The 26,074-nt window shown below is 65.4% G+C and carries 27 protein-coding genes; 13 read left to right on the top strand and 14 right to left on the bottom strand.

What is annotated here, in order from left to right; genetic code table 11:
• Positions 1–77: 77 nt before the first annotated feature.
• Entirely contained in the window at positions 78–2,276 is a 2,199-nt protein-coding gene (locus tag QX073_RS17030) for a penicillin-binding protein 1A (protein WP_316226063.1), read from the top strand.
• Between the two features lie 49 nt (positions 2,277–2,325).
• Here the strand turns inward: QX073_RS17030 and QX073_RS17025 are convergent, their stop codons facing one another.
• From QX073_RS17025 to QX073_RS17005, 5 genes are all read right to left on the bottom strand, one after another.
• Positions 2,326–4,989 (bottom strand): EAL domain-containing protein, encoded by a 2,664-nt coding sequence (locus QX073_RS17025; RefSeq protein ID WP_316226062.1) that lies wholly within the window; start codon positions 4,987–4,989, stop codon positions 2,326–2,328.
• 317 nt (positions 4,990–5,306) lie between these two features.
• A complete protein-coding gene (locus tag QX073_RS17020) occupies positions 5,307–6,146 on the bottom strand; it encodes a SprT family zinc-dependent metalloprotease (protein WP_315715142.1) in 840 nt (279 codons plus the stop codon).
• Between the two features lie 208 nt (positions 6,147–6,354).
• A complete protein-coding gene (locus QX073_RS17015; RefSeq protein ID WP_315715141.1) occupies positions 6,355–7,683 on the bottom strand; it encodes a polyhydroxyalkanoate depolymerase in 1,329 nt (442 codons plus the stop codon).
• Between the two features lie 123 nt (positions 7,684–7,806).
• Entirely contained in the window at positions 7,807–8,619 is an 813-nt protein-coding gene (locus QX073_RS17010) for an ABC transporter permease (protein WP_315715140.1), read from the bottom strand.
• Entirely contained in the window at positions 8,616–9,407 is a 792-nt protein-coding gene (locus tag QX073_RS17005) for an ABC transporter ATP-binding protein (RefSeq protein WP_316171018.1), read from the bottom strand. Before QX073_RS17005 ends, QX073_RS17010 begins: the two co-directional genes overlap by 4 nt.
• Positions 9,408–9,504: 97 nt before the next feature.
• On the opposite strand from QX073_RS17005, the gene QX073_RS17000 reads away from it, so the two are divergent.
• Together QX073_RS17000 and QX073_RS16995 are read left to right on the top strand one after the other, a co-directional pair.
• A complete protein-coding gene (locus tag QX073_RS17000) occupies positions 9,505–10,860 on the top strand; it encodes an ActS/PrrB/RegB family redox-sensitive histidine kinase (protein ID WP_315751897.1) in 1,356 nt (451 codons plus the stop codon).
• A gap of 175 nt (positions 10,861–11,035) precedes the next feature.
• On the top strand, positions 11,036–11,590 hold the full coding sequence (locus QX073_RS16995; RefSeq protein WP_315715137.1) for an ActR/PrrA/RegA family redox response regulator transcription factor: 555 nt from the start codon (positions 11,036–11,038) through the stop codon (positions 11,588–11,590).
• A 23-nt stretch (positions 11,591–11,613) separates the two neighbouring features.
• Here the strand turns inward: QX073_RS16995 and QX073_RS16990 are convergent, their stop codons facing one another.
• The 3 genes from QX073_RS16990 to QX073_RS16980 form a co-directional block, all read right to left on the bottom strand.
• The gene (locus QX073_RS16990) at positions 11,614–11,979 is read right to left on the bottom strand and encodes a hypothetical protein (RefSeq protein ID WP_315715136.1); all 366 of its coding nucleotides are present in this window, start codon (positions 11,977–11,979) and stop codon (positions 11,614–11,616) included.
• Positions 11,980–12,197: 218 nt separating this feature from the next.
• Positions 12,198–12,494 carry a hypothetical protein gene (locus QX073_RS16985; protein WP_315715135.1) on the bottom strand — a complete coding sequence of 99 codons (297 nt, stop codon included), beginning with the start codon at positions 12,492–12,494 and terminating at the stop codon, positions 12,198–12,200.
• Complete coding sequence (locus QX073_RS16980) at positions 12,487–12,756, bottom strand: hypothetical protein (RefSeq protein ID WP_172115156.1); 270 nt, start codon at positions 12,754–12,756, stop codon at positions 12,487–12,489. Before QX073_RS16980 ends, QX073_RS16985 begins: the two co-directional genes overlap by 8 nt.
• A 504-nt stretch (positions 12,757–13,260) precedes the next feature.
• Here QX073_RS16980 and QX073_RS16975 point away from each other — a divergent pair.
• From QX073_RS16975 to QX073_RS16965, 3 genes are all read left to right on the top strand, one after another.
• Positions 13,261–13,398 (top strand): hypothetical protein, encoded by a 138-nt coding sequence (locus QX073_RS16975; RefSeq protein ID WP_172115158.1) that lies wholly within the window; start codon positions 13,261–13,263, stop codon positions 13,396–13,398.
• Between the two features lie 117 nt (positions 13,399–13,515).
• Positions 13,516–13,758 (top strand): hypothetical protein, encoded by a 243-nt coding sequence (locus QX073_RS16970; RefSeq protein WP_315751895.1) that lies wholly within the window; start codon positions 13,516–13,518, stop codon positions 13,756–13,758.
• A gap of 103 nt (positions 13,759–13,861) precedes the next feature.
• Positions 13,862–14,122 (top strand): DUF1488 domain-containing protein, encoded by a 261-nt coding sequence (locus tag QX073_RS16965; protein ID WP_315715133.1) that lies wholly within the window; start codon positions 13,862–13,864, stop codon positions 14,120–14,122.
• 156 nt (positions 14,123–14,278) lie between these two features.
• On the opposite strand, the gene QX073_RS16960 is transcribed toward QX073_RS16965, so the two are convergent.
• Positions 14,279–14,761, bottom strand: coding sequence for an MmcB family DNA repair protein (locus tag QX073_RS16960; protein ID WP_315751894.1), 483 nt, complete (start codon positions 14,759–14,761; stop codon positions 14,279–14,281).
• Positions 14,762–14,885: 124 nt separating this feature from the next.
• On the opposite strand from QX073_RS16960, the gene QX073_RS16955 reads away from it, so the two are divergent.
• A complete protein-coding gene (locus tag QX073_RS16955; protein ID WP_316226061.1) occupies positions 14,886–16,607 on the top strand; it encodes an alpha-amylase family protein in 1,722 nt (573 codons plus the stop codon).
• Positions 16,608–16,634: 27 nt separating this feature from the next.
• Here the strand turns inward: QX073_RS16955 and QX073_RS16950 are convergent, their stop codons facing one another.
• The 3 genes from QX073_RS16950 to QX073_RS16940 all read right to left on the bottom strand — a co-directional run bounded on the left by QX073_RS16950 (position 16,635) and on the right by QX073_RS16940 (position 19,442).
• The gene (locus QX073_RS16950) at positions 16,635–17,291 is read right to left on the bottom strand and encodes a nucleotidyl transferase AbiEii/AbiGii toxin family protein (protein ID WP_316226060.1); all 657 of its coding nucleotides are present in this window, start codon (positions 17,289–17,291) and stop codon (positions 16,635–16,637) included.
• Positions 17,263–17,604 (bottom strand): hypothetical protein, encoded by a 342-nt coding sequence (locus tag QX073_RS16945; protein ID WP_316226059.1) that lies wholly within the window; start codon positions 17,602–17,604, stop codon positions 17,263–17,265. The genes QX073_RS16950 and QX073_RS16945 overlap by 29 nt, the downstream gene beginning before the upstream one ends.
• Before the next feature lie 239 nt (positions 17,605–17,843).
• Complete coding sequence (locus tag QX073_RS16940) at positions 17,844–19,442, bottom strand: alpha-amylase family glycosyl hydrolase (RefSeq protein WP_316226058.1); 1,599 nt, start codon at positions 19,440–19,442, stop codon at positions 17,844–17,846.
• Positions 19,443–19,595: 153 nt separating this feature from the next.
• Here QX073_RS16940 and QX073_RS16935 point away from each other — a divergent pair, with 153 nt between their 5' ends.
• Positions 19,596–20,264, top strand: a complete 669-nt coding sequence (locus QX073_RS16935; RefSeq protein ID WP_316171024.1) for an MBL fold metallo-hydrolase — start codon at positions 19,596–19,598, stop codon at positions 20,262–20,264.
• A gap of 44 nt (positions 20,265–20,308) precedes the next feature.
• On the opposite strand, the gene QX073_RS16930 is transcribed toward QX073_RS16935, so the two are convergent.
• Complete coding sequence (locus tag QX073_RS16930) at positions 20,309–21,766, bottom strand: PHB depolymerase family esterase (RefSeq protein ID WP_316226057.1); 1,458 nt, start codon at positions 21,764–21,766, stop codon at positions 20,309–20,311.
• 134 nt (positions 21,767–21,900) lie between these two features.
• On the opposite strand from QX073_RS16930, the gene QX073_RS16925 reads away from it, so the two are divergent.
• Together QX073_RS16925 and QX073_RS16920 are read left to right on the top strand one after the other, a co-directional pair.
• Positions 21,901–22,182, top strand: coding sequence for a hypothetical protein (locus QX073_RS16925; RefSeq protein WP_315751889.1), 282 nt, complete (start codon positions 21,901–21,903; stop codon positions 22,180–22,182).
• A gap of 45 nt (positions 22,183–22,227) precedes the next feature.
• Entirely contained in the window at positions 22,228–23,469 is a 1,242-nt protein-coding gene (locus tag QX073_RS16920) for an LLM class flavin-dependent oxidoreductase (RefSeq protein WP_316166297.1), read from the top strand.
• A 212-nt stretch (positions 23,470–23,681) separates the two neighbouring features.
• On the opposite strand, the gene QX073_RS16915 is transcribed toward QX073_RS16920, so the two are convergent.
• Entirely contained in the window at positions 23,682–24,092 is a 411-nt protein-coding gene (locus QX073_RS16915; RefSeq protein WP_315751887.1) for a response regulator, read from the bottom strand.
• Positions 24,093–24,381: 289 nt separating this feature from the next.
• Between QX073_RS16915 and QX073_RS16910 the strand changes: the two genes are divergently transcribed.
• The 3 genes from QX073_RS16910 to QX073_RS16900 all read left to right on the top strand — a co-directional run bounded on the left by QX073_RS16910 (position 24,382) and on the right by QX073_RS16900 (position 26,002).
• The gene (locus QX073_RS16910) at positions 24,382–25,200 is read left to right on the top strand and encodes an outer membrane protein (RefSeq protein ID WP_315751886.1); all 819 of its coding nucleotides are present in this window, start codon (positions 24,382–24,384) and stop codon (positions 25,198–25,200) included.
• A 115-nt stretch (positions 25,201–25,315) separates the two neighbouring features.
• Positions 25,316–25,627: a hypothetical protein gene (locus QX073_RS16905; protein WP_315715122.1), complete on the top strand. Its 312-nt coding sequence runs from the start codon at positions 25,316–25,318 to the stop codon at positions 25,625–25,627.
• A 216-nt stretch (positions 25,628–25,843) separates the two neighbouring features.
• Positions 25,844–26,002, top strand: a complete 159-nt coding sequence (locus QX073_RS16900; RefSeq protein ID WP_213737209.1) for a hypothetical protein — start codon at positions 25,844–25,846, stop codon at positions 26,000–26,002.
• The last annotated feature ends 72 nt before the right edge of the window (positions 26,003–26,074 follow it).

Raw genomic sequence — 26,074 nt, 5'->3', positions numbered from 1 at the left:
TTAAGGTCTTTCTAACTGCCCCTTAAACTCCGGACGTTACCGTGGTCGGACGGCGGGGTCGCGGGCTCGGGTTGCGTATGGCGCGGGGACGGAAACAGGGCGGCGGACGCAAGGAGCCGCGATTCGGTCTTGCGGCCGCGATGGCCGATCTGCGCCTCGACCCCAAGGATCGCATTCCCTCCGACGACACGCCCAAGAAGTCAGTTGCAAAGACTGCAAAGAAAAGGCCGGTCGAGCCCGACGACGAGGACGATGTGCCGGCGCGCGAGCCGAAGGCCTCGACACCGAAACCAAAGCCGAGACGCGGCAAGTCGCGCTGGGGAATGTCGATCGGGCGCATGTTCTACTGGGCGCTGGTCTGCGGCCTGTGGGGCGTGATCGCGCTGGTCGGCGTCGTGATCTGGGCCGGCGCGCATCTGCCGCCGATCCAATCGCTGGAGATCCCCAAGCGGCCGCCGACGATCGAGATCGTGGGCTATGACGGCACCATGCTGGCGCAGCGCGGCGAGATGGCCGGCGCCAACGTCGCGCTGAAGGATCTGCCGCCCTATCTGCCGAAGGCGTTCATCGCCATCGAGGACCGCCGCTTCTACCAGCATTTCGGCATCGACCCGATCGGCATCGCCCGCGCCGTCGTCGCCAACATCCTGCATCGCGGCGTGTCGCAGGGCGGCTCGACCCTGACGCAGCAGCTCGCCAAGAACCTGTTCCTGACCCAGGAGCGCACGCTGGCGCGCAAGCTGCAGGAGGCGGAGCTGGCGCTGTGGCTGGAGCGCAAATATTCCAAGCGCGAGATCCTCGAGCTGTATCTCAACCGGGTCTATTTCGGCTCGGGCGCCTACGGCGTCGAGGCCGCGGCGCAGCGCTATTTCGGCAAGTCGGCGCGGCAGGTGACGATCGGCGAAGCCGCGATGCTGGCAGGTCTCGTCAAGTCGCCGTCGCGGCTGGCGCCGAACCGCAACCCGGAGGGCGCGGCCAAGCGCGCCCAGACCGTGCTGGCGGCGATGGCGGAGGCCAAGTTCATCACCGAGGCCCAGGCGCAGGCCCAGATCGCGCATCCATCCGTCGCGGTGAAGCCGGCCGGCGCCGGCACCATCAACTACGTCGCCGACTGGATCGGCGAGGTGCTCGACGACCTCGTCGGCCAAGTCGAGGAGTCGATCGTGGTGGAGACCACGATCGATCCGAAGCTGCAGAGCGTGGCGGAAGCGGCCATCATCGACGAGCTCGCGGCGAAGAGCGTCAAGTTCAACGTCAGCCAGGGCGCGCTGGTGGCGATGACCCCCGACGGCGCCGTGCGCGCCATGGTCGGCGGCCGCAACTATGCCGACAACCAGTTCAACCGCGCCGTAACCGCCAAACGCCAGCCCGGCTCGGCGTTCAAGCCGTTCGTCTATCTCACCGCGATCGAGCAGGGCCTGACGCCGGACACGGTCCGCCAGGACGCGCCGCTCGATCTGAAGGGCTGGAGGCCGGAGAACTACACCCGCGAATATTTCGGCCCGGTGACGCTGACCCAGGCACTGGCGATGTCGCTCAACACGGTCGCCGTGCGCGTCGGCCTCGAGGTCGGACCGAAGAACGTGGTGCGGACCGCACACCGGCTCGGCATCGCCTCCAAGCTCGATCCCAACCCGTCGATCGCGCTCGGCACCTCCGAGGTGTCGATGATCGAGCTGGTCGGCGCCTACGCGCCGTTCTCCAATGGCGGCCTCACCGTCTCGCCGCATGTGGTGACGCGGATCAGGACGCTCGACGGCAAGCTGCTCTACATGCGCCAGACCGAGCAGCCGGCGCAGGTGATCGAGCCGCGCAACGCGGCGATGATGAATCAGATGATGCAGGAGACGCTGATCTCCGGCACCGCGAAGAAGGCGGAGATCCCGGGCTGGATCGCTGCCGGCAAGACCGGCACCAGCCAGGATTTCCGCGACGCCTGGTTCATCGGCTACACCGCGCATCTCGTCACCGGCGTCTGGCTCGGCAATGACGACAACTCGCCGACCAAGAAGGCGACCGGCGGCGGCCTGCCCGTCGAGGTCTGGACCCGCTTCATGCGATCAGCGCATCAGGGCGTGCCGGTCGCGGCGCTGCCGAACGCGCAGGGCTCGGGCCTGGTCCCGACCCTGGCGCAGATCGCCTCGCAGATCACGGCGCCATCCGCGCCGGCACCGAGCGCACGCTCGGCGCCGCCGAGCCGCGGCAACGCGCGGCCGGAAGCCGCCGCGGGTCTCGACGGCTGGCTGGTGGATCGATTGTTCGGTGGAAGGCGCTGAGCCGGCGAAGATGAGGTGAGAGGCGCATCCGCGAGGGGATGCGCCCTTCTCAGCTCGCGGCTGCGGCGATGGGACGCGCTGCCGGCTCGGCGGTTGCCGCGCCGGACGCTCGGGCCAGTTTGCGCCCGATCTGCCGCAGCATCAGGCTCGCCCGCAGCGCGCTGTAGTCCAGCAGCCAGCGGCTGAAGGCACTGGCGGCCATCGGCCGCGCGAACAGGAAGCCCTGCATTGCATCGCAACCGAGCTCGGCCAGCAGCTTGCGCTGCGGCTCGGTCTCGACACCTTCGGCGACCACCGCCACGTCGAGGCTTTGGCCGACGCGCACGACCGCGGTCACGATCGCCCGCGTGCCGCTGTCGTTCTCGAAATCGCGCATGAAGCTGCGATCGATCTTCAGCTCGTCGATCGGCAGCTGGGCCAGTCGGCTCAGGCTCGAATAGCCGGTGCCGAAATCGTCCAGCGACAGGCCGACGCCCATGTTGCGCAGCTCGTTCATGGTCGCGATCACGGTGGCGCGCTCGTTGAGGATGACGCCCTCGGTGATCTCCAGCATCAGCATCTTCGCCGGCAGGTCGTTGGCGGCCAGGATCTGCGCCACCATCGCCGCCAGGTTGACGTTCTGGAAGTTGATCGGCGACAGGTTCACCGAGATGCAGGGGATGTCGAGACCGGCGCGGCGCCACGACGCCATCTGCTGGCAGGCCAGCTTGATCGACCACACGCCGATCTGCTCGATCAGGCCGCATTCCTCGGCGAGCGGAATGAACTTGGCGGGCGAGACCTCGCCGAGCACCGGATCGTGCCAGCGCGCCAGCGCTTCCACGCCGTGGATCGCGCCGTCGCGGGTGCGGATCTGCGGCTGATAGTGCAATGTCAGGGCCTCGCTGGCGATCGCCTCGCGCAGCGCGGTCGAATGCATCAGCCGTTCTTCGGCGAGCTTGTCGATGTCGGCGCTGAAGAAGCGGTAGGTCGCCCGGCCGCCGCGCTTGGCCTTGTACATCGCCGCGTCGGCCTGCTTGATCAGGGTCTCGATGTCCTTGGCATTATCAGGATAGAGGCTGAGTCCCATGCTCGCCGACATCGGCACCTGGCGCTTGCCGATCGTCAGCGGCATCGCCAGCGCGGCGGTGATGCGCGCCGCCGCGAGCGAGGCTTCCAGGGCATCGCGGTTCTGCAGCACGATCACGAACTCGTCGCCGCCGAGCCGGCCCAGCATGTCGCCGGGGCGGATCTGCGCTCGCAGGCGGTTGGCGAAGCCGACCAGGAACTCGTCTCCGGCGGCATGGCCCAGCGTGTCGTTGACGTCCTTGAAATTGTCGGCGTCGAGGAAGGCCACGGCGACGTGTCCGCCGTCCGGACACGCCTTGATGGCTTCGGCGATCAGCGACGGGATGCGAGCCCGGTTCGGCAGGCCCGTCAGCATGTCGTGATAGGCGACCTGTGAGATCGTCGAGCGGACCTCCTGGCGCTCGATGGCGAGCGCACCGAGCTGGACGCAGGCGGCGACGATCTGCTCGTGCCAGGGACTGGGGCCGCGGCATTCACGGAAGTAGAAGGCAAAGGTGCCGATGACGCGGCCATCCTTACCCTTGATGGGCGACGACCAGCAGGCACGCAGGCCGGCGGCGAGCGGGCCGGCCTTGTAGGGTTGCCAACGCGGATCATTATCGATGTCGTGCGACAGCACCGGCTCGCAGAGATAGGCGGCGGTGCCGCAGGAGCCGACGTCCGGCCCGATCGCGACGCCGTCGAGGCTGGCCGAATAAGCGGGCGGCAGGCTGGGGCCGCCGAGCGGATGTACGTGCCCGTCGGAATCGACGTGCAGGATCGAGCAGACGGCGTCCGGAGCGAGCTCTTCGACCCGGCGGCACAGCTGATCGGCGATGGTCGTGATCGAAACGTCGGACGCCAGCGACGCCATGATCAACTGCTGCAGCGAGCGCAACTGCTTGGTCTCCCGGATGTCCGTGAGCAGCCCGAACAGATATCTGACCTTGCCCCGCTTGGTCCGGTGCGCCTTGACATAGGCGGTCGTCCAGATCTCGCGGCCGTCCTTGTCGTAGACCAGCACGTCCTCTTCGATGCCACGGTCGTCCTCGAGGCATTGTCTCAGCCGGTCGACGATGGCGGGATCGGTGCAGGGGCCGATCAGCAGCTCCTCGGCGCGGCGCCCGATCGCCTGTTCAGGCGTGTAGCCGAACAGGCTGGCAAAGGCGGCGTTGGTGTAGAGGACGTTGAGATCGCGATCGGTGACGATGACGGCCCGGTTGGTCCGGTCGGCGACCGACGTCAGCAGCGCATTGCGCTCGCGCATGTCGACTTCGGTGGTCACGTCACGAATGAACAGCAGCGAACGGACCGGCTGGTCCTCCCGGCCCGGCGGGAGCGCGCACAGCGACAGGCGGAGGCGGGTCCACCCGCCGTCGGCATGGCGCATCGTCATTTCGCGGGCGTCGGACTGGTCCGCCTCCTGCTGCGCGTCGGTCGTCTCGTCGCACGCGATCGCCGGGATCAGATCCGCGGGCAGACCCAGACTTTCGAGGTCGACGCCGACCAGAGCGGCCGGCTCACGCCGCAGCAGCACCGACGCCGCCCGATTGGCGTGCTGGACGTGGCCCTGCGCGTCGAGAAAGAGAATCGCCTCGGAAACACCGTCGAGCGCGGCCGAGAGCAATTGTGTGGATGCGGCCGGTTGGAACTCGCTTGCAAGCATCGTTTGATTCGAGGCGCGCTGCACGTTTCGAGAGAAACGATCTGCGCTTTGGTTGCAGCGAACGACCCGGCAGCTCGCTGGGACGTCACCTTGGGTTTGATTGCGGTAAATCTGGCGAGCGCAGCGTTACAGCCACGTTAAAGCGCCGCCGAATTGGGCAATATCCTCCGACTGCAGGCGAGAAGGCTTAAGAATTCGATAGTCCGCAGGCGGGTTCTGAGCTCATCGTTGCAGATTGGAACCCGACGAAGAAATGGCCCGGACCAGAAGGCCGGGCCATTGGGATTCACATCGTCGAGCGGTCCGTCGTCGATACCTCAATCGTCGATGCCGTAGCGATGCAGGTCGTTGCCGCAGGTGTCGAGCCACTTCTTGGCGCGCTCGACCGAGGCGCAGATCCGGCCACACACCTTCCAGAACCGCGGCGAGTGGTTCATCTCGATCAGATGCGCGACCTCGTGCGCGGCGAGATAATCGAGCACGAAGGGCGGCGCCAGGATCAGGCGCCACGAGAACGACAGCGAGCCGGCCGAGGTGCACGAGCCCCAGCGGCTGGACTGGTCGCGGATCGACAGCCGCTTGACCTTGACGCCAAGCTGCTCGGCATAGGCGTCGGCCGCCTTCTGCAGGTCACGGCGCGCCTCGCGCTTCAGGAAGTCGAGCACGCGGCGTTCAGTGTGCTCGATCCCGCCGGCCACGCACAGGATCTTCTCGCCACTGTCTCGCGTCTCGGTCCACACCGTGCCGCGCTCGCCCGCGCGATGCACGATCTTGTGCGGCACGCCGCGAAGCGGCACCAACGTGCCCGGCAGGAACGGCGCCGCCTTCGGCAGACGTCCTAGACGGGCTGCGATCCAGGCGCCGTGACGCTGCGCGAAGTCTTTCGCCTCGATGATGGTGCCGCGCGGCGGCATCGTGAGGATCGCCTCGCGATCCGACGGATGAATTCTCAGGGTATAACGTCGCGCACGACGGTGACGCCGCAATCTAATCGAGTAGATTTGCGAGCCATGCTTGACGAGAAGACGCGAGGGTTCGGCGGGCCGCCGATAGAGTAGCGCGCGAGTGGCCATTTCTGTCAGTCCGGGGGGTAAGAGCTCGCCCGGATTTTGCCATATCCACCGCCAGGGAAAGCGCTCGGCGCAAAAACAAATCATTTGCCCAACATACAGGGGTTCAGGAGGTTCCGCACCCTAGCAGTTGGGCCTCGCGCGCCCCCGAAAACATGAATTCAAATTCAAAAGCATCGCTCAAGAAGCGACGCCACATTCACTGCTTGAGTCACTCCTGAGTTTCGGTTTCGACCGTCCCTTCAAAGGGTTACCGCGCAGCCGGATTCGGAGGCGCGGTGACCATCGTCTTCGCTCATTCAGCCGCAATGGCGAGCAGTGACTTCGGATCGGCTGCCGACAACATGAAATCGTTGATGCGCGGCACGATCTCCGACTTGAATCGCGAGCCGTTGAACACGCCGTAGTGACCGACACCCGGCTGCACGTAGTGAACCCGGCGGTGATCCGGGATCGACGAGCAGAGTCCGTGCGTCGCCTCGGTCTGACCGAGACCGGAGATATCGTCCTTCTCGCCTTCGACCGTCATCAACGCCACACGCGTAACCTTCGACGGATCGACCAGGGTGCCGCGATGGGTCATCTCGCCCTTCGGCAGCGCGTGCTTGATGAACACCGTCTCCACCGTCTGCAAATAATATTCCGCAGCCAGGTCCATGACGGCGAGATACTCGTCGTAGAAGTCGCGATGCTTGTCGACCTGATCGCCATCGCCCTTCACCAGGTTGGCGAACAGCGCCTTGTGGGCGTCGACATGGCGGTCGAGATTCATGCTGATGAAGCCGTTCAGCTGCAGGAAGCCCGGATAGACGTCGCGCATCACGCCCGGATGCGGGAACGGCACCTTGGTGATGACGTGGTTGCGGAACCAGTCGATGCCGCGCTCCTGGGCGAGATTGTTCACGCCGGTGGGGTTGCGCCTGGTGTCGATGGGGCCGCCCATCAAGGTCATCGAGATCGGCGCAAACGGGTCACGCTCGGCCTCCATGACCGAGACCGCCGCCAGCACCGGCACCGCCGGCTGGCACACCGCCATGACGTGCATGTTGGTGCCGAGAAAGCGCAGCATCTCGATGACATAGTCGATGTAGTCGTCGAGATCGAAGCGGCCTTCGGCCAGCGGGACCATCCGCGCATCGGACCAATCGGTGATATAGACCTCGTGGGTCGGCAGGAACGCTTCCACCGTGCCGCGCAACAGGGTGGCGTAATGGCCGGACATCGGCGCCACGATCAGCAGCCGGGGCTGCGGCGCGCGCAAGGGGCGGGTCAGCTTGCGGTCGAAATAGAGCAGCCTGCAGAACGGCTTTTCCCAGATCGAGCGGACCTCGACCGGGGTCCGGATGCCGTTGACCTCGGTCTCGTCGAGTCCCCATTCGGGCTTGCCGTAGCGGCGTGTGGTGCGCTCGAACAGTTCGCAGGCCGCCGCGACCGATTTGCCCATCTGGGTGTGGGCCCAGGGATTGAGCGGATTCTGAAACAGGATCTTGGTGGCGTCGGTGACGGCGCGCGCCGGATTGAGCGAGGCATGCGCCATTTCGTACATCCAGTACATCGGCGTCGTCAGGACCGGACTGCCTTCCGACGCCAGGGGCGGTGCACCGCCAAACTCACCTATCGGCATTCTCGTTCAACCTCTCTGCAGCGCAGCATACTGCCGAATGCGCAATTATGCGTCAATGCGGTGGTGTACGAGAAGGTGCCTCAAAGCGACGAAAAAGCCCGGAAATCCACGGGAAAAGCGCAATTATTCCCCTGCCGCCAGCAGCGAGCCGGCGCGGCGTGCGCTGCGCAAGAGAGCAATGAATGCCGCAAACGACGCCAGCAGCAGGGCGGCATTGAGCCCGAGCGCGGTCAGCATCAGGTCGGACCGGAAGACGTGATCCGCCAGCAGCGCGCGCATGCCCTCGAACACGTAGGTCGGCGGCAGGGACCAGGCAACCAGTTGCAGCCAGTGCGGCAGCACCTGAACGGGATAGTACACGCAGGCCAGCGGCATCAGCGCGAACATCAGTGTCCAGACGATGCTTTCGGCGCCGAGCCCGTTGCGCAGCACCAGCCCCGACACGAAGATGCCGACCGCCCAGGAGGTGAAGATCAGGTTGCAGAAGAAGGCGATCAGCGGCAGGCCGATGCTGTAGAAGTTGAAGTCGAAGAACCAGACCGCGATCAGGGTCATCGGAATGATGCCGATGGCCAGCCGGATCAGGCTCATCGTCATCAGCGCCAGCAGGAATTCGATCGGGGTCAGCGGACTCATCATCAGGTTGCCGATGTTGCGCGCCCACATCTCCTCCAGGAAGGAGATCGAGAAGCCGAGCTGTCCGCGGAACAGGATGTCCCACAGGATCACCGCGCCGATCAGGGTGCCGCCGGCGCGGGCGAAGAAGCCGGCATTGGCGGCGATGTAGGTCTGCAGAAACCCCCAGGTGATGATCTGCAAGGTCGGCCAGTACATCAGCTCCAGCAGCCGCGGCCAGGACGACAGCAGCAGATACCAGTAGCGCAGGATCATCGCGCCGATCCGGTGCGGGGCGATGCGGAGCGAAAGATCGTTCATTGCGCCGCCTCCCGGTCGCGGCCGCGGGCGACGTCGAGAAAGACCTCCTCGAGCGTCGAGCGGTTGTAGCGCGCCATGATCTGCGCCGGGCTGTCGTCGTCCTCGATGCGGCCGCGCTTCATGATGATGACGCGGTCGCATAGACGCTCGACCTCGAGCATGTTGTGGGAGGCGAGCAGGATGGTGGCGCCGCGGCGCTGTCGGTATCGCTCAAGATGGCCGCGCACCCAGTCGGCGGTGTCGGGATCGAGCGAGGCCGTCGGCTCATCCAGCAGCAGCAGCTCGGGATCGTTGATCAGCGCCTTCGCCAGCGCCACGCGGGTCTTCTGCCCGGCCGAGAGCTTGCCATTGGCGCGATCGATGAAGTCGCTCAGGTCGAGCTGCGCCGCGAGCTCGGCGATCCGCTCCTTGAGGTGGTCCACCGCATAGAGTCGGCCGAAGATGGTGAGGTTCTGCCGCACCGTGAGCCGCATCGGCATGTCGACATAGGGGCTCTCGAAATTCATCCGCCCCAGCACGGCCGCAGCCTCGTCCGGCATCCTGTGGCCGAGCACGGCGACCTCGCCCGAGGTCGGCTGCACCAGCCCCATGATCATCGCAATCGTCGTGGTCTTGCCGGCACCGTTGCCGCCGAGCAGCCCGGTGATGCTGCCCCGGCGGATCGCAAACGAGACGCCGTCGACAGCGGTCGTCGTCTTGTAGACCTTGGTCAGCCGCGACACGGCAATCGCGGGGGAAACCGAGCTGGAATCGGATGAGAGGGTCGGCACTGCGTCATCTTGCGTCATGGGAGGGGTTCATTGAGGCATTGTGCCGCAAACCGCAACAGGCCACCAACGGCGGGCCAGATTTGTCGCCGTGCTTGCGCGGCATTAGGTTCCCGTCATGACCGACGACGCCCTGATCATCGACACGCCCGACACCGACTATCGCCATCCGCGACAGCGCGTCCGGCTCGACACCATCCTGCGGCTGCGCTGGCTGGCCGCGCTCGGTCAATTGAGCGCGATCTTCATCGTGGTGCAGGGCCTGGAGTTCGACCTGCCAGTGGTGCCCTGTCTCGCGGTGATCAGCATCTCGGCGCTGCTCAATCTCGGCCTGCAGATCGCCTTCAACCCGATGCAGTTGCTGGAGCCGGCCCACGCCGGCGGCCTGCTCGCGCTCAACATCATCGAGCTGACGGTGCTGCTCTATCTCACCGGCGGGCTGGAGAATCCCTTCTCCTACATGTTCCTCGCCCCGGTGCTGATCTCGGCGACCGCCCTCCCCGTCCGCCTGACGATCATGCTCGGCCTGCTCGCCGTCACCTGCGCCACCGCCTTGTTCTTCATGCATCTGCCGCTGCCGTGGGAAGGCGAGGAGCCGCTGATCTTCCCGCCGATCTATCTGTTCGGTGTCTGGCTCTCGATCGCGCTCGCGATCGGGGTCACCAGCCTCTATGCGTTCCAGGTGACCGAGGAGGCGCGCAAGCTGTCGGACGCGTTGGCGGCGACCGAGCTGGTGCTGGCGCGCGAGCAGCACCTCACCCAGCTCGACGGCCTCGCGGCGGCCGCCGCGCACGAGCTGGGCACCCCGCTCGCGACCATCGTGCTGATCTCGCGCGAGTTGGAGCGCGCCCTGCAGGACAACAGCCAGGTCACCTCCGACATCAAGACCCTGCGCGAGCAGGCGCAGCGCTGCCGCGACATTCTCGGCAAGATCACCCAGCTGTCCTCGATCGGGTCGATGTACGACCGGATGAAGCTGTCGACCTTGATCGAGGAGACGGTCGCACCGCATCGCGACTTTGGCGTCGACATCAAGGTGCGCGTCGCGGTCACCGCGGCCAAGGAGCCGGTCGGCTCGCGCAACCCCGCAATCCTCTATGGCGTCGGCAACATCCTGGAGAACGCCGTCGATTTCGCGCGCAACGCCGTCGAGGTGAACGCCTGGTGGAACAACGAGACGGTCGAGATCGTGGTGTCCGACGACGGCCCCGGCTTTGCGCCTGATATCCTGAAGCGGATCGGCGAGCCCTATCTGTCACGCCGGCCCAGCGTCGAGGACGGCCCGGGAGGTAACCAGGGCGGCGGCCTCGGGCTCGGCGTGTTCATCGCCCGCACCCTGCTGGAGCGGACCGGAGCCAAGGTCTCGTTCAGCAACCGCACCTTCCCCGACCATGGCGCCGTGGTCCAGATCGTCTGGCCGCGGCGGCGCTTCGAGGCCAGCGAGGACGATGATGGCGAGGCGGAGCCGGAATGAAACCTCCGGGGCAGCCGCCGCTGGCGCGGTCCTGGCATACAGCAAACCGGCCCCGCGCGGCGTCACGCCGCAGACTGCGGCAACCCGCGATCTTGGCAGCGGCGACTCGGCAGACCATATGAGGATGGACCAGATCGTCTCGCAACCATCGAGCCTTCTTCTCAAGGATATGACCGTGGGCGCCATCGCCGAACTGACGAACCATCCGGACCGCTCTCTCCTCATCGTGGAGGACGACAAGCCGTTCCTGGAGCGCCTGTCGCGCGCCATGGAGACCCGCGGTTTCACGGTGACCTCCTGCGAGAGCGTCGCCGAAGGTATTTCACAGATCGGCAAGGCGGCGCCGGCCTTCGCCGTGGTCGACCTCCGGCTGGGCGACGGCAACGGCCTCGACGTGGTGTCGGCGCTGAAGCGCAAGCGTCCCGAAGCGCGCGCCATCGTGCTGACCGGCTACGGCAACATCGCCACCGCCGTGACGGCGGTGAAGATGGGCGCCGTCGACTATCTCGCCAAACCGGCCGATGCCGATGACGTCGTTGCAGCGCTGCTGTCGACCACCAGCGAAAAATCCGAGCTGCCGCAGAATCCGATGTCGGCCGACCGTGTCCGCTGGGAGCATATCCAGCGCATCTATGAGATGTGCAACCGTAACGTCTCGGAAACGGCGCGCCGGCTCAACATGCACCGCCGCACCCTGCAGCGCATCCTCGCCAAGCGCGCACCGAAATAGGCGGATTTTTTGTTCGCCGCGGGTCAATGCGACTTCACGAACGCCTGCAACGCATGGAAGACGGTGCGCCGCGGGTTGCGGCTGCACCAATTGCGCATCCAGCTGTCGACCTCGGTCAGATCGAGCTTGATCTGCCGGCCCTCATCGCCGCGATCCGCGTTGATGGCGGACACGTAGCCCATCATCCACTGCTGATATTTTGAGATGGCGTTGACGTAGGGGCCGTCGCCACTGGTGATGGCCTTGTAGGTGCCGGGTGGCTGCTCCTCGGCGGCGGCGATGAAGCGCTCGCAGGAATCGGCGCCCACGCCCAGGACGTAGAACGCCATTTCCTCCGCGCGGACTCCGGTCGCGAAGAGCAGTGTCAACGCCAAGACCACCCGTCGCATCTGTCGTCCCTGTCCGCACCCCTGGGCTGGATACCGCTCGAGCCTTAAAAATGTTCCGGCATGTTGCGCCCCATGCGGGGCAATTGTCGGGCAGAGCCGGGGAAATTGCCAGGAGGCCGGGACGAGCGGATGTTGTCGCGCGCTGGCAACGGTCCTGAATCGGGCGCGGGCGGATTCACAGGTGGATCTGGAAGGCGCCACGATGCGCCGGCCCGACGTCAGCTCTCCCCCGTCAGCCGGGAGAAATCGGCCAGGACAGCAGCGATCAGCTCCCGATGCCTGGTATCCTGTTCCGCAAGGCTCGCGGCGTAGATGTTCAGGAGATAGCGCGCCTTCGCGGCGGCTTCCGGCCACGACTCGGCCGCGTTGGCGAGCAGGTGCTGCTCGAGAACAGCCTGCCGATCGCGCAGCTCCCGCGCATGACTTTCGGCCTCTGCCAACGCGCGACGGAGGTCCACGGCCTTCTGCGCGCTCATCCCGCGGTGCCTGTCGAGATCGAGCGGCTCGTCAGTCATCCGACGCACTCGCGTCGACACGCTGCGCGTCTGCAAGATCGACCGAGCTGATGGACAGCATCTCGACGGCAGCGGAGCGCGAACCGGCGACCGGGACCATCATCATTGTCGCAACCCGGCGGTAGGCAGCAAAGGACAATCCCTCGATCAGTTCCTCGTCCGTGACCACCTCGTAGGTGCCCTCGGGCAAGAGACGCTCGATGCTCCTGATCCGGAACGGGTGTTTGAATGTGACGAATTCGCGCCGCGAGCGGATGCTCATCTGCGCCTACCTTTCGCAACGGCTGTCGCTGTCGCGACTTCGAAGTCTTTCGAAGCATGCGCCTTGCGGCCGGCAATAGCCACCGCTTTCTCATCAGCACGACGTGATGAGCGGCGTGGCGTCATCGGACCGTGTCGCTGCGCTTTGGTGCTCGCTATTGCAGGAGCCAGGGTGTATCAATGGCGATCACCGCCATTCCGACGGCATTCACCGGTGACTGAGGGTCACGAGCGCTCCCGCCGCAAACCACGCGAGGGGTAGCCAATGCCGCAGTTTCGTCTGAGCGAGTGGATCGTTCCACCCATTATCGTGCCGCTTCTGCTGATCCTTCTCGCGCTCGCAGTTGCCGCACTGCATTCGTAGATCCGACCACCGCGGCGCCCGCATCGGCAACCGGTGGACGACGGCCGCCCGGCCGACCGGCAGTGACGCTGCGCACGCAGGATCGACGGGGCGCTCGTCCGATGCGTTGAACCAGCTCCAACCCGAGTCGAGGAGACCGACATGGCCAAAGGTCAGCAAAAAGGCAATCGCGAAGCCAAGAAACCCAAGAAGGAAAAGCCCAAGAGCATTGCCGCAGCGCCGAGCCAGAAGGCCGGAGCATGGCAGCCGGATTTTTCCAGCGACAAGAAGAAGCGCTAGGGGATTTCCGGTCCTCATCAGTCTGGATGGTCTCCCGCACGCAAGGCCGTGCGCAATCAAGGCCGCGCGCAAGCAGCGACGACGCGGCCGACCGGTAGACAGCCCAAAGGACAGAACATGGCGCGCGAAACGATCTATGTCGTTCAGGCGTTCAGCGCCGGCCGGGGCGGACGCGCGAAAGCCGAGACGCCGATCGCCTGCAAGACGGAAGCGAGCGCGCTCCGGACTGCGGAACGGCTGGTGTCCAGCAAGGCAGGCGTCGTCGCGTTCTCATCCTCGGGCGATCCCGACATGGGCGACTATGACGATGAGCCGACGATCTTCTTCCGCCACGGTGAGTTGCCGTCGGCCTTCGATTGAGATGCGCGCAACCCCTTTGTCGCCGGCGACCATTGCCGAACGACGCCCCTTGGATGACGTCCGCCCTCACCGCGGTGTCCTCCGAACCTGATCGGTCACACACATGATTGAGTTTCCAAATCACAGCCGCTCCTATGACCGCACGCGACGTGCCGTACGGTTCTGGGGCTATGACAGCGCGATGGAAGCGTCGTTCTTCGTCGACGAGGGTGCGTTGAGACGCCTTCAGCCCGACGCCCGCCCCGACGAGTCGGGCTTTCTGACCGCATTCGATTCCAACCGCGAGCGGATCTGCGCCGCCGCCGCCCGGCTCTATGTCCGCGGCAGCCGGGGCTCCTACGATCTCGTCGCCGCCAATTTCTGAAGGCGATGCCTGCCGGCGATCGGCCAGGCCGGCGGTGATGCGGATCGGTTCTCAGCGATGCTGATGTCTCTCATCTCGAGACTCGTGACCTGACGGAGCCTCTGTCACCTACCTAGGCGGGGAAACCCCGTCCAGTGGAGCGCATTTGAGGATTGTCTAGCGGTCCGCGTGGCCCTGCGGGTCGATCAGCCGGTTGATCCGCTGCGCCGCCGCGAGCCCGAAGCGTACCGTCATCAACTTGCGCGTCGGTGCCGGCAATCTGTGCTCAGGCGCCTCGCAGTGCAGGTGGGCGCCATAGGCATCGGCGACGATCAGGCCGGTGTCCTGCGGAAAGATCTCGCACGGCAGATCCTGCGTGAAGGCGAAGAACAGCCGGTCGCAATGGGCACGGTAGTCCTCCCATTTGTGATCCGCGCGCAGATCCTCGACCGACGACTTGATCTCGACGATCCAGATCTCGCCGCGCTCGTTCAGCGCCACCAGGTCGGCGCGACGGCCCGACGGCAGCGGCAGCTCGCTGATGGTGGCAAAGCCGAGCGAGCGCAGCAGGCGCGAGGTGCCGCGCGCGATCGCCAGCGCCGTCTCCGACTGGCGGCGGTCGGTGGGAACGAGGCTGATCCTGGCGGCGGACGATTCCATTGCCGCAGCATAACCGATTCCAGGCGTCGCCCAAGCCCGCCGATCACCCGGGAACCGGAACCTGACGCCGGCCTTCCGCTTAACAAGCCGGCCGCCGGCCGGGCGGCGCAGCGAGGCGCCGTCCATGATCGACGATCTCTGGTACAAGAACGCGGTGTTCTACTGTCTGTCGGTCGGCACCTATATGGACGCCGACGGCGATGGCATCGGCGATTTCAAGGGGCTGACGCGCCGGCTCGACTATCTGCACGGGCTCGGCATCACCGCGATCTGGCTGATGCCGTTCCAGCCCTCGCCGCAGCACGACGACGGCTACGACGTCGCCGACTATTACGGCGTCGACCCGCGCTACGGCACGCTCGGTGATTTCGTCCAGTTCACGCATGGCTGCAAGCAGCGCGGCATCCGGGTGATCATCGACCTCGTCGTCAACCACACCTCCGACCGGCATCCCTGGTTCGTCGACGCCCGCAGCTCGAAGCAATCGCGCTATCGCGACTGGTATGTCTGGTCGGACAAGAAGCCGGCCAATGCCGACAAGGGGATGGTGTTTCCCGGCGTGCAGAAGTCGACCTGGACCCGCGACAAGGAGTCGGGCGGCTGGTACTTCCACCGCTTCTACGACTTCCAGCCCGATCTCAACACCTCCAATCCGGAGGTGCAGGCAGAGATCCTGAAGATCATGGGCTTCTGGATCCAGCTCGGCGTCTCCGGCTTCCGCATGGACGCGGTACCGTTCGTGATCGCGGCCAAGGGCGCCGATGTCAGGAAGCCGGTCGAGCAGTACGACATGCTCAGGACCTTCCGCGAATTCCTGCAATGGCGCCAGGGCGAAGCGATCATCCTGGCCGAAGCCAACGTGCTGCCGGAAACCGACATGGAGTATTTCGGCGACGACGGCGACCGCATGCACATGATGTTCAACTTCCACGTCAACCAGCATCTGTTCTACGCGCTCGCGGCCTCCGACACGCGGCCGCTGGCCGAGGCGCTTTATCAGACGAAGGCGCGGCCGGCCTCGGCGCAATGGGGCCTGTTCCTGCGCAATCACGACGAGCTCGATCTGGGACGCCTGACCAAGCCGCAGCGCGCGGCGGTGTTCGCGGCGTTCGGCCCGGACAAGAACATGCAGTTGTACGATCGCGGCATTCGGCGGCGGCTGGCGCCGATGCTCGGCGGCGACCGCCGCCGCATCGAGCTCGCCTACAGCCTGATGTTCACCTTGCCCGGCACGCCCGTGATCCGCTATGGCGACGAGCTCGCGATGGGCGACGATCTCAGCCTGGCCGAGCGCAATTGCGCGCGCACCCCGATGCAATGGTCGACCGAGCCGCATGGCGGCTTCACCAAGAGCGACGCGCCGGCGTCTCCGGTGATCGATCACGGCCCCTATGGCTATGATCACATCAACGCCGCCCGGCAGCGGCGTGATCCGAATTCCATGCTGAACTGGACCGAGCGCATCATCCGCATGCGCAAGGAGGTGCCGGAGGTCGGCTGGGGCGATTTCGAGGTGATCGCGACCAGGGATCCGGCCGTGCTGATCATGCGCTACGACTGGCGCAACAACTCGGTGCTGTTCGTGCACAATCTCGACGAGAAGCCGCGGGAGATCAGCTTCGATGCCGGACTGCCGGACGATGGCGGGAAGCTGCTGATCAATCTGCTGTCGGAGGATCACAGCCAGGCCGACGACCGCGGCCGCCACACCCTGGTGCTCGAGCCCTACGGCTACCGCTGGTACCGCGTCGGCGGATTGGACTATCTGCTGCGGCGAAGCGATATCGAGACGAAGAGCCCGGTGAAAAAACGGCGGAAGGCGCGGCGGCGATCGACGACCAACTGATGACGGGCGTCTTCAAGGAGAACGGCTTCAGCCGCTCGGCTGCGCATCTCGTTCGTGAACGAGGCGCTGAATTTCGACCAGCGCCTCCAACGCCATTTCGCAGGAGGTGTCGACGAACTGCTCTCCGCGAGCCGTCAAATTGATGAGGTCGCGCATTTCCGCCTGGAACTGATATCTTGCCAGGCTCAAACGATTGTGTGCGGCCGATACGACATCGCGGGTCATTGCCGGAGATTGCGCGATCTCGCCGAGCGCCGGACGATCATAGAGATAGACCGCGGCAAGGTCGAACGTGTCGCGCGCCGTGTAGGTCGATGCACGATAGATCAACTTTTTCGTCGCAATCTCTGCCGGTCGCTCCGCCGGTATAATCCGGCCGCCGAAGCTCAACGGATACGTCGGATGATCCGTAAAGGTGGGCGCATTCAAGAAATCGATTTCACCCACGTCCCGGAGAATCAGCTTCAGATATTTGCCCGGCCATTGCCACGTATCGCAAAGGGCCTTCGTGACAGGATTCATGTTCGGCGCGAGCCGCTTCAGGGCCGCGCTCGAATCCAGAAAGATGTCGACGTCGTAGCTGATGCGATGATCGAAGCTCTGCGCCAGGGCCGTGCCGCCCCCGAACGTCCACGCCCCAGGGCCGCCCTCCAGGCTATCGAGGGACAGCAGCGCCTTCTGCATGAGGTCTTGCCACCTCGAAGGCCGCCATTTCCCTGACCCATCTCTCATTTTCGGACCCCGCAACCTGCCAAGTGTCGATCGCCTTCGATAGTTCTTCGAACGTCACAGCCTTGTCGAGGACGAGATGATGGATCACAGAGGCATCAATTTCGTCAAAGAACGCCTGCACGTGGACACGCCATTTCGGCTCCAGTTTCTCGGCTTTGAGGCAGGCCAGCAACGTCGCCTCGCCAATGCGGACCGGCAGCGGCGTATTGATCGTGGTCACGGCCGCGGTGAGACTGTCAGACGTCGTCGGCGGCAGCGTATTCATCCGTTCGAACTCCCGCGAAGTACCGGTTTCGGAGACCAGTACACGTCATCTCCTTGAAGGCCGAAGATTCCCCGGCATCTGTCGCGCAATATGGCGCCGTTCAGTGGGAACCTCAACAATTCCGAGGACACGGCGGCGCGGAAGACCCGAGCAATACGGCTGAAGGCGTCCAGCGAAGCCCTGCGATCGGGCCTCAACGACATCGATTGCGACGCGCCGCCGCCTCGCCAGGGACGTGGCTACGTCCTCCTGCCGACGACCACGCCCTCATTGCCGCGCAAATCCAGCGTGCCGTCGATGCGTTCGCCGCCGCGGTCGAGCCAAGTCGAGAGCAGGATCTCGCCGGTAAGGCCGCCTGCTTCGATCGCGATGGAAACCGGCTCGCCGCCGAGATTGAGCGCGATGGTCAGCACCTCGCCGTCGTCTTCGCGGCGGTAGAGCAGGAGATCGCCTTGCGCCGCGACCGACCGATAGGACCCGGTGACGAGCACGCGGTGCTGCTTCCGCAGACGAATCAGCGCACGGGTGAGATTGAGGATCGAGCGCCGGTCGGCGGTCAGATTGACGACATTCTCATGCATGTAGTCATCGGCAACCGGCAGCCACGGCGCGGCTTGGCTGAAGCCGGCCTGCGGCAGCGCGCTCCATTGCATCGGGGTGCGGCAGCCGTCGCGGCCGACGCCGATGCCGGGCACGTTCTTCTCGAAGGGATCGCGCACCTGCTCCGGGCTGATGGCGACCTGATGCATCCCGATCTCGTCGCCGTAATACAGCGTCGGCGTGCCGCGCAAGGTCAGCAGCAGCATCGCCGCTACCCGCGCCTGCTCGGGTCCGACACGGCTCGCCACCCGGGGCCGGTCGTGGTTGCCGAGCACCCAGTTGGGCCAGGCGCCCGGTGGCAGCGCGGCTTCGTAGTCGGCGATGATCCTCTCGATCTCGCGGGCATGCCAGGGCGCGGACAGCAGCGCGAAATTGAACGGCAGATGCGCGCCGCCGAGATCCTTGCCGTAATAGGTCATCAGCCGCTCCAGCGGCAGGTAGATCTCGCCGATCAGCACGCGGTCGTCGAATTCGTCGATCACCTGCCGCATCTCGGCGACGACCTCATGCACTTCCGGTTGGTCGGCGGAGTAGCGCGACAGGATCTGCTCATGCGGCGGCCTTCCGCCGTGATATTCGGGATTGGCCGGGTTGTCGCGAAACTCGGCGTCCTTGATGAGGTGCCAGATCACGTCCACGCGAAAGCCGTCGACGCCCTTGCGCAGCCAGAACCGCATGACGTCATAGATCGCCGCCCGCACCTGCGGATTGCGCCAGTTCAGGTCCGGCTGCTGCGCCAGGAAGGCGTGATAGTAGTACTGCCCGGTCTGGGACTCGAACTGCCAGGCGCTGCCGCCGAACTCGGACAGCCAGTTGTTCGGCGGCCCGCCATCGGCGGCGGGATCGCGCCAGATGTACCAGTCGCGGTGCGGGTCGTCGTGCGAGTGGCACGCCTGCAGAAACCAGGGATGCTGATCGGAGGTGTGGTTCGGCACGAGATCGAGAATGAGCTTGAGGCCGCCGTCATGCGCGGCCTTCACCAGCGCGTCGAAATCCTCCATCGTCCCGAACAGCGGATCGATACCGGTGTAGTCGGCGATGTCGTAGCCGAAATCGGCCATCGGCGAGGTGAAGATCGGCGACAGCCAGATCGCATCGACACCGAGCGTCAAGAGATAGGGCAGGCGATGGATGATGCCGGTGAGGTCGCCGACCCCGTCGCCGTCGCTGTCCTGGAACGAGCGCGGATAGATCTGGTAGAAAATCCCCTCGCGCCACCAGGCGCCCTGCTCCGCCATGTCGACCGCTTTCTGCTCGCAACCTGCGGCCCAACGCAGGAACCGGCGGCAGGTTCACAAGCCCCCGCCTTGGTCACCCTGGCCGGAACGTCGAGCCGCCGCCCGCAGGTGTTTTTCACTTGGCGCATTGCGAAAAATCGGCATGCTGGCGCCATGACCGAGCAGAACCAGACCAGGGCGAAGGCCGGCGCGATGATCGTGCCCGTGACGCCGTTCGAGCAGAACTGCACCATCCTGTGGTGCGAGGCGACGAAGAAGGCGATCGTGATCGATCCCGGCGGCGACGTGCCGAACATCCAGGCGGCGATCGCGCAGGCCAATGTCACCGTGGAGAAGATCTGGCTGACGCATGGCCATATCGATCACGTCGGCGGCGCGGCCGATCTGCGCGATCAGCTGAACGTGCCGATCGAGGGGCCGCATGTCGCCGACAAATTCCTGCTCGACAACGTCGTCGCCAGTGGCGCGCGCTTCGGCATCACGGGCGTGCGCGACGTGACGCCCGACCGCTGGCTCGAGGAAGGCGATACGGTCGAGATCGGCGAGCTCGTCTTCGATATCCTGCACTGCCCCGGCCATTCGCCGGGCAGTGTCGTGTTCTTCAACAAGGAAATGCGCTTCGCCCATGTCGGCGACGTCTTGTTCAACGGCTCGGTCGGCCGCACCGACCTGCCCGGCGGCAGCCACGACACGCTGATCCGCTCGATCAAGGACAAGCTGCTGCCGCTCGGCGACGACGTCGGCTTCATCTGCGGCCATGGCGCCGGATCGAGCTTCGGCCAGGAGCGGATGACGAACCCGTTCCTGACGGGGACCGTCTGACCCGCACGTCCCTCGCGCGCGAGCCCTGAACGGCTGCGGAGCGTCTACTTCAGGCCGGCCGCTTGCAGGGCACGGTCGATCACGGCGGCGACGTTGATGGTCCGGCGCCGCGGCTTGGCGGTCACGCCACTGCCGTTGATCGAAGATTCGCCGGTCGACGACTCCAGCCGTTTCGGCTCTGGGGGCTTGGAGACGGCCACGGGCTTGGACTCCGGCTTCTGGTCCGGCCTGGGCTTGGCCGCTTTCCGCGACTCGGATGCCGGCGACTCCGACGCGACCTTGGGCTGCGGGACAGCAGCGGATCCCGGTGCAGAGAGCAACATGCCGGTCGGCGACATTCGGGGCTCGACCACTTTGATCTCGGCTGGCTTGACGTCGACCGGCTCCGCAGCGGGGGATGGGGCGTCCGCCGCGCGTCGCAAGATCTTGGTCAAGGCCGGCACCGCCGAGATCGGCGACACCTGCGGGATCAGCTTCGTGCTCGGCGACGTCGTGGCCGCCTTGAGCGGACGAATCCAATCGGTGACGCCGAAGAATTTCGCGATGTGATAGGACGAGGAAATGCCGGCCTCGAGCAGGAACGGTCCGGCCTTGCCATAGCGCTTGTCGTTGGCCGCGAGCCCGATCGGCGTGCCATGCGCCATGTTGGAAATCGTGAACGATTCCACGACGGTCTCGCCGTCGGCATTCCACCATTGCTCATGCGGATAGCCGTTCACCTCGGCTGCGGCCATTGGCGCCAACGGCAGATGGTGCAGGTCCAGCCACTGCTTGACGATCTCGCCCGCATTGTCGGGATGCACCGTGTAGTCCGCTGTGCCGTGCCACACCGACAGCTTCGGCCACTTGCCGCGGTGGTTCGAGGCACGGCGAACGAGATCGCCGAGCTCGCCGGCGGGGCGCGCCGGCGGCATCCGCATCTGCAGGATCGCGTCGCGCATGCTGCGCGCGGTGCCGAACGGCAGCCCGGCGATGACGGCGCCGGCAGCGAACAATTCGGGATGCGCGGAGAGCAGCGCCATGGTCATCGCGCCGCCCGCCGACAGGCCGGTGACGTAGATGCGCCTGGGATCGATGGCATAGTCCGCCACCATGCGCGCGATCATCTCACGGATCGAGGCGACCTCGCCCTGGCCACGTGTGATGTCCTCCGACTGAAACCAGTTGAAGCAGCGCTGCGGATTGTTGACCCGCTGCTGCTCCGGCAACAGCAGCGCGAAGCCGAAATGCTTGGCGAGCGTCGACCAGCCGGCGCCGAGATCGTACTCGGCGGCGCCCTGCCCGCAGCCATGCAGCACGACGACCAGCGGCGCCAGCGGCTGACGCTGCGCCGGCACATGGGCGAACATCTTCAGGCGCCCAGGATTGGTGCCGAAATGCTCGATCTCGATCAGCGGAGTCTCCGGGGCGCGACGCGGCTGACGATGAAAATCGGCAAATCCGGTGATGCTGTTCAGCTCGCGCAGCCGTCGCAAGTACTCAACATTTTCAGCGAGGGACAACGGCAAGCTCCTTAGGCATTCACGTATTCACGTCAGCGGGTAGACAATCCACCATCACCCAGATGGTTGCTGCAGTGCAAAAGAAAAAGCCCGCGAGACTGCGGACCTCAGCAATTTGATTGCGAATTTCGTTCTTGCTGCGATCTAAATGCCACGCCGAGGCGGCACTTCACGCAGCAATCACCGAAACGCGAACCGCGGGGCACGTCAATCGCCGCGAACGTGAGAGCGAGGCGCGCCGCAACCAGCAAGACCCGCACCACGCGCTCGACGGCATCATTCTTCATCACATGGCGAATCGCTCCGCGCGAATGAAGTGTGAGCACCGATCGGCGATCAGTAAACAAACAAATGGCAGCCATGCACCGGTCGCCGTGCGCGGCAAGATGATTGCCTCACACCGAGGCGCCAACTAGCCTGATCGGCAAGCAACAACGAATTCCGCTTGGGAGAAAACACACATGGCGCGGCTCAAATTTGGCGCTTTCCTCGCTCCGCATCATCCGATCGGCGAGCATCCGATGCTGCAATTCCGCCGCGACCTCGATCTGGTTTCTCAGCTCGACGAGCTCGGCTATGACGAGTTCTGGTGCGGCGAGCATCATTCCAGCGGCTGGGAAATGATTGCCTCGCCCGAGATGTTTCTCGCCGCAGCCGGCGAGCGCACCAAGCGCATCAGACTCGGCACCGGCGTCATCTCGCTGCCCTATCATCATCCCTACAACGTCGCGCAGCGGATGGTGCAGCTCGATCACATGACCGGCGGCCGCGCCATCTTCGGCTCGGGCCCGGGCGCGCTCGCCTCCGATGCCCACACGCTCGGCATCGATCCGATGACGCAGCGCGACCGTCAGGACGAGGCGATCGCGATCATCCGTCGCCTGTTCAACGGCGAGCGCGTCACCGCCAAGAGCGACTGGTTCACGATGAATGACGCAGCGCTGCAGATCCTCCCCTTGCAGGAGGAGATGCCGTTCGTCGTGGCATCGCAGATCTCGCCGTCCGGCATGACGCTCGCGGGCAAATACGGCATCGGCATCATCTCGCTCGGCTCGATGTCGACGCAGGGCCTGATGGCGCTGCCGCAGCAATGGGAGTTCGCCGAGGATGCTGCGAAGAAGCACGGCACGAGCGTGAGCCGCGCGAACTGGCGCGTGCTTTTGTCCTGGCACATTGCCGAGACGCGCGAGCAGGCGCGCCGCGAGGCCGGCCCCGGGCTGATGCGCTGGCACAACGAGTATACCGTGGGCACCCTGATGCGGCCGGGCCTGAAGCCGTTCTCTTCGCCCGATGAAGCCGTCGACAAGACCGCCTTCGTCGACGGCGCGGCGTCGACGATCGGCACGCCCGACGACCTCGTCAAGACGATCAAGAACCTGATGCAAGTGTCCGGCGGTGTCGGCGCCATCATCGGCTTCGTGCACGACTGGGCCAATCCGGAGAACACGCGCCGCAGCTGGGACATGGTCGCGCGCTACGTCGTGCCGGAGATCAACGGCTACATCGACGGGCTGCGCCGCTCGCAGAAATTCGTCATCGAGAACCGCGCCATCTTCGAGCGCGCCGGCCAGGCCGTGATGGCCAAGATCATGGACAACGACAAGGCCGCCGCGGCGCTGTCGCAGACGGGACCCGGCCGCGTCGCGATTCCCGCGGTGAATGCGCCGGACCTGCAGCAGGCCGCGGCGAAGCAGCGCGGGTGACGTCCGCGCTCCGCGTAGCACGGTCATTCCGGGGCAATCGTCAATGCGCCGTTGCGAAGCGGCGGCGCGTTGGCGATTGAACCCGGAATCCCGAGATTGTTGAAATGCCCGCAAGACGACAGCGAGATTCCGGGTTCAAGGCCTGCGGCCTTGCCCCGGAATGACGGTGTGCGGGGCAACGAGGAGGAAGCGCCGTTCGCCGCCCGCCGCGCCTACCTCACCGCCGCGACCAGCTTCCCGCAGTCGGCGATGGTCGCGATCTGCTTCAGTGTCTCGCGGAGCGCCGGCAGGTCGACGGGCTTCTGGAATTGCGGATAGACGACGAGCCCGAGCACGGTCGCGAGCCGGACGTGCTCCTCGCGCGTGGCGTCCTCGGCGCCGCTGATGAAGATCACCGGCGTGCGCGATTTCAGCTCGTTGAGCAGCAGCAGGATATCGGCGCCGCAGCGATCGCCGAGCGACAGATCCAGGGTGATGCAGTCGAAGGTCCGCTGGCGCAGCACCTCCGCCGCAGCCCCGACCGAGGTCACGCAGGTCGCCTCGTAGCCGCACTGCGCGGCGATCTTGCGCAGGATCGACAGATGCACCTCGGCATCCTCGATCACCAGCAACTGATTGCTCATGCCCTTGCCCTCGTTGTCTGCTGACCAGACGTCAGGTCTGGCCGTTGCTAGATGAGGCCGATGGCCGGGTGGTAAACATTTGGCTCCGTGGATTTACGGGTCAAGAGGACGCGGGGGCCGACCTCGGGCGGGGTGGACCGTCCAACGTCGCTTCGGCCAAGTCGACGTATCCCACCAGCAACACCGCGAACTTTTTGGCTCAGCCGATCGCGATGCAATTGCCGCGTTCGATGCAACCGGCGATGGTGCCGCAACCATGTCGAATCGACGTCGCGCGCTAGGGCAAAGCATGACGAAATCTGGAGTAGCGGCGATTGCGTTCGCGTTCGCGAGCATCGCGCTGGCGGGAGCGGCGAAGGCGGCCGACCTGCCGGTGAAGGCACCGCCGGTTGTCGCCGCGCCGTCGTGGACCGGCGTCTATGCCGGCGTGTCGGTCGGCGCCCGCTGGGCGGACAATGATTGGCGGACCAGCGACATCTCCCCGAACTTCGGTGCCGGCGTGTTCGTGCCGACGGCCGGCACCGGCGGGGCGATGGACAGCGTCGCCGCCAGGATCGGTGGCTATCTCGGCGTCAACTGGCAGTTCGCTCCGTCATGGGTGGCTGGCGTCGAGGGCGACTTCGGCTGGGCCGACAACACCAAGCGGGCGAGTGCGCTGCCGGGCACGGCCGGGCTGTTCTTCGGCATCCCGCTGGTCGGCCTTCCGTCCGGCTCGGTGAAGGAAACATGGGACGGCAGCGTGCGCGCCCGTCTGGGTTATCTGATCGCGCCATCTACGCTGGTCTATGGCAGCGGCGGCGTGGCATGGCAGCGCCTCGAGCTGAACGCCAGTTGCACCATCGTTCCCGGCAACCCGTTCTGCTTCGGCAGTCCGCACGATGAGACCTACGCCTCGACCCGGGTCGGATGGACCGTCGGCGGCGGCATCGAGCACATGATCGGCGGCCGCTGGCTGGTGCGGGCCGACTACCGCTACGCCGATTTCGGCACCTGGACTCAGCCCTTCTTCGTCGCCGGCGGCGTCGGGGTCGGGTTCGACGACCGCTTCACCGCGCACGTGACGACGCGAACTCATACGGCGACGATCGGCCTCGCCTACAAGTTCTGAGGCGCGGCTGGTCCTGACGCGCACTGTCATGCGCTCGCCGATGAGCGTGAGCACCGTCAAACCATAGGGCCGGCGAGGCTTGGCTCCAAACTGCCCGGGCGCTACTTTGAGCGGCATGCCTGCTGCCAAACCTCAATGCTTTCCACGGCCGCCCGCCCCCGTGTCTGCTGATGAAATCATTTTCATCAAGGACACGATCAAGCGATTCTATGGCGACGACGCGATCGTGCGCAACTTCGGCCCAGACCCGGCTCGCCTACAGCTCCACGTCGAAACCAGCCGCGACATTGGAGCGGCGAGATATGACTGCCTCGGCGTCTTGATGACCCGAATCGACCGCGATCAGATCGCCCTTGAGGTGACGCGGCGGGGCACACGGATATACGGCCACGCGAAACTCGCCTACCGTCATGGCGTCGCACTTTGAAAATAGCCGCCTTGGGACGAACGGACGCGTGCGCGACGCGGCTACGCGCGCAGCCGAGGACGCATCGGCGATCGGGCGTCACGAGGATTTTCTTAACCCCGGCCTGCCATGTTCGCCGCCAATCGCGCACGGTCTGCGGGGGACCGCTCGCGCGTAGGATGCGCCAGGCAGCCCGCCGTCTCGACCCGGCAGGTTTTTCCGCGAGAAAGGTCGCAAATGTCGCTCTCCTCAGCCAAGAACTACGCGCTGCGCGCCGAACGTTCGCAGGACCCCAAGGAGGCCGCCGACCTCCTGGCGAAGGCGATCCTGGAGCTGGCGGCCTCGATCGAGGCAACCGACGCCAAGGTGAAGAAGATCAACAAATCGGGCGGCTGATGGACTTGGCTCCAGGTCGGAACGCGTGGCGGCTTCTGCCTGCGGCGAGGCTTGCCCGCCTCGAAAGATGAT

Source organism: Bradyrhizobium sp. SZCCHNS3052 (assembly GCF_032484495.1).
In the GTDB taxonomy this organism is placed as follows: Bacteria; Pseudomonadota; Alphaproteobacteria; order Rhizobiales; family Xanthobacteraceae; genus Bradyrhizobium.
This window is presented reverse-complemented; position numbering and strand designations above follow the sequence as displayed.

Bases quoted from the DNA above. Each gene is read 5' to 3' on its own strand.
- QX073_RS16905 (WP_315715122.1), top strand. From the start codon at position 25,316: ATGCCTGCTGCCAAACCTCAATGCTTTCCACGGCCGCCCGCCCCCGTG.
- QX073_RS17025 (WP_316226062.1), bottom strand. From the start codon at position 4,989: ATGCTTGCAAGCGAGTTCCAACCGGCCGCATCCACACAATTGCTCTCG.
- QX073_RS16955 (WP_316226061.1), top strand. From the start codon at position 14,886: ATGATCGACGATCTCTGGTACAAGAACGCGGTGTTCTACTGTCTGTCG.
- QX073_RS16985 (WP_315715135.1), bottom strand. From the start codon at position 12,494: ATGACTGACGAGCCGCTCGATCTCGACAGGCACCGCGGGATGAGCGCG.
- QX073_RS17000 (WP_315751897.1), top strand. From the start codon at position 9,505: ATGACCGACGACGCCCTGATCATCGACACGCCCGACACCGACTATCGC.
- QX073_RS17030 (WP_316226063.1), top strand. From the start codon at position 78: ATGGCGCGGGGACGGAAACAGGGCGGCGGACGCAAGGAGCCGCGATTC.
- QX073_RS16970 (WP_315751895.1), top strand. From the start codon at position 13,516: ATGGCGCGCGAAACGATCTATGTCGTTCAGGCGTTCAGCGCCGGCCGG.
- QX073_RS16990 (WP_315715136.1), bottom strand. From the start codon at position 11,979: ATGCGACGGGTGGTCTTGGCGTTGACACTGCTCTTCGCGACCGGAGTC.
- QX073_RS17020 (WP_315715142.1), bottom strand. From the start codon at position 6,146: ATGATTTGTTTTTGCGCCGAGCGCTTTCCCTGGCGGTGGATATGGCAA.
- QX073_RS16935 (WP_316171024.1), top strand. From the start codon at position 19,596: ATGACCGAGCAGAACCAGACCAGGGCGAAGGCCGGCGCGATGATCGTG.
- QX073_RS16940 (WP_316226058.1), bottom strand. From the start codon at position 19,442: ATGGCGGAGCAGGGCGCCTGGTGGCGCGAGGGGATTTTCTACCAGATC.
- QX073_RS16950 (WP_316226060.1), bottom strand. From the start codon at position 17,291: ATGCAGAAGGCGCTGCTGTCCCTCGATAGCCTGGAGGGCGGCCCTGGG.
- QX073_RS16980 (WP_172115156.1), bottom strand. From the start codon at position 12,756: ATGAGCATCCGCTCGCGGCGCGAATTCGTCACATTCAAACACCCGTTC.
- QX073_RS16975 (WP_172115158.1), top strand. From the start codon at position 13,261: ATGGCCAAAGGTCAGCAAAAAGGCAATCGCGAAGCCAAGAAACCCAAG.
- QX073_RS16910 (WP_315751886.1), top strand. From the start codon at position 24,382: ATGACGAAATCTGGAGTAGCGGCGATTGCGTTCGCGTTCGCGAGCATC.
- QX073_RS16915 (WP_315751887.1), bottom strand. From the start codon at position 24,092: ATGAGCAATCAGTTGCTGGTGATCGAGGATGCCGAGGTGCATCTGTCG.
- QX073_RS16945 (WP_316226059.1), bottom strand. From the start codon at position 17,604: ATGAATACGCTGCCGCCGACGACGTCTGACAGTCTCACCGCGGCCGTG.
- QX073_RS17005 (WP_316171018.1), bottom strand. From the start codon at position 9,407: ATGACGCAAGATGACGCAGTGCCGACCCTCTCATCCGATTCCAGCTCG.
- QX073_RS16900 (WP_213737209.1), top strand. From the start codon at position 25,844: ATGTCGCTCTCCTCAGCCAAGAACTACGCGCTGCGCGCCGAACGTTCG.
- QX073_RS16965 (WP_315715133.1), top strand. From the start codon at position 13,862: ATGATTGAGTTTCCAAATCACAGCCGCTCCTATGACCGCACGCGACGT.
- QX073_RS16960 (WP_315751894.1), bottom strand. From the start codon at position 14,761: ATGGAATCGTCCGCCGCCAGGATCAGCCTCGTTCCCACCGACCGCCGC.
- QX073_RS17010 (WP_315715140.1), bottom strand. From the start codon at position 8,619: ATGAACGATCTTTCGCTCCGCATCGCCCCGCACCGGATCGGCGCGATG.
- QX073_RS16920 (WP_316166297.1), top strand. From the start codon at position 22,228: ATGGCGCGGCTCAAATTTGGCGCTTTCCTCGCTCCGCATCATCCGATC.
- QX073_RS17015 (WP_315715141.1), bottom strand. From the start codon at position 7,683: ATGCCGATAGGTGAGTTTGGCGGTGCACCGCCCCTGGCGTCGGAAGGC.